Origin of the sequence: Streptomyces coeruleofuscus (assembly GCF_039532725.1) — a bacterium.
GTDB classification, from domain to species: domain Bacteria; phylum Actinomycetota; class Actinomycetes; order Streptomycetales; family Streptomycetaceae; genus Streptomyces; species Streptomyces coeruleofuscus.
On sequence record NZ_BAAASE010000029.1, the window covers coordinates 1 to 954 of the forward strand.

Sequence of the window (954 nt, forward strand, 5' to 3'; positions counted from 1 at the left end):
CGGGCCTCGCTCAGCACTCGATGATGTTGACGGCGAGTCCGCCCCGTGCGGTTTCCTTGTACTTGACCGACATGTCGGCGCCGGTGTCCTTCATGGTCTTGATGACCTTGTCCAGGGACACCTTGTGGGAGCCGTCGCCGCGCATGGCCATGCGGGCGGCCGTGACGGCCTTCACGGCGGCCATGCCGTTGCGTTCGATGCACGGGATCTGGACCAGGCCGCCCACGGGATCGCAGGTCAGTCCGAGGTTGTGTTCCATGCCGATCTCGGCGGCGTTCTCGACCTGCTCGGGGGAGCCGCCGAGCACTTCGGCCAGGGCGCCCGCGGCCATCGAGCAGGCCGAGCCGACCTCGCCCTGGCAGCCGACCTCGGCGCCGGAGATGGACGCGTTCTCCTTGAACAGCATGCCGATCGCGCCCGCGGCGAGCAGGAAGCGGACCACGCCCTCCTCGTCGGCGCCGGGCACGAAGTTCATGTAGTAGTGCAGGACCGCCGGGATGATGCCGGCCGCGCCGTTGGTGGGGGCGGTGACGACCCGGCCCCCGGCGGCGTTCTCCTCGTTGACCGCCATTGCGTAGAGGGTGATCCACTCCATGGCGAGGGCCTTCGGGTCGCCCTCGGAGCGCAGCTTGCGGGCGGTGTTCGCGGCCCGGCGGCGCACCTTCAGACCGCCCGGCAGGATGCCCTCGCGGGACATGCCGCGCGCCACGCACGCCTCCATCACCCGCCAGATCTCCAGCAGGCCGGCGCGGATCTCCTCCTCGGTGCGCCAGGCCCGCTCGTTCTCCAGCATCAGCGCGGAGATCGACAGGCCCGTCTCCTGGGCCATGCGCAGCAGCTCGTCGCCCGTGCGGAAGGGGTACTTCAGGACGGTGTCGTCGAGCTTGATGCGGTCCGCGCCCACCGCCTCCTCGTCGACGACGAAGCCGCCGCCGACCGAGTAGTACGTCTTCG

The 954-nt window shown here is 70.1% G+C and carries 1 protein-coding gene; it reads right to left on the reverse strand.

Annotated features, from left to right (window positions below):
* Positions 1-10 precede the first annotated feature (10 nt).
* Positions 11-954, reverse strand: a 944-nt coding sequence (locus ABFX81_RS42105; protein ID WP_346139708.1) for an L-serine ammonia-lyase, incomplete at its 5' end; no start/stop codon positions are given.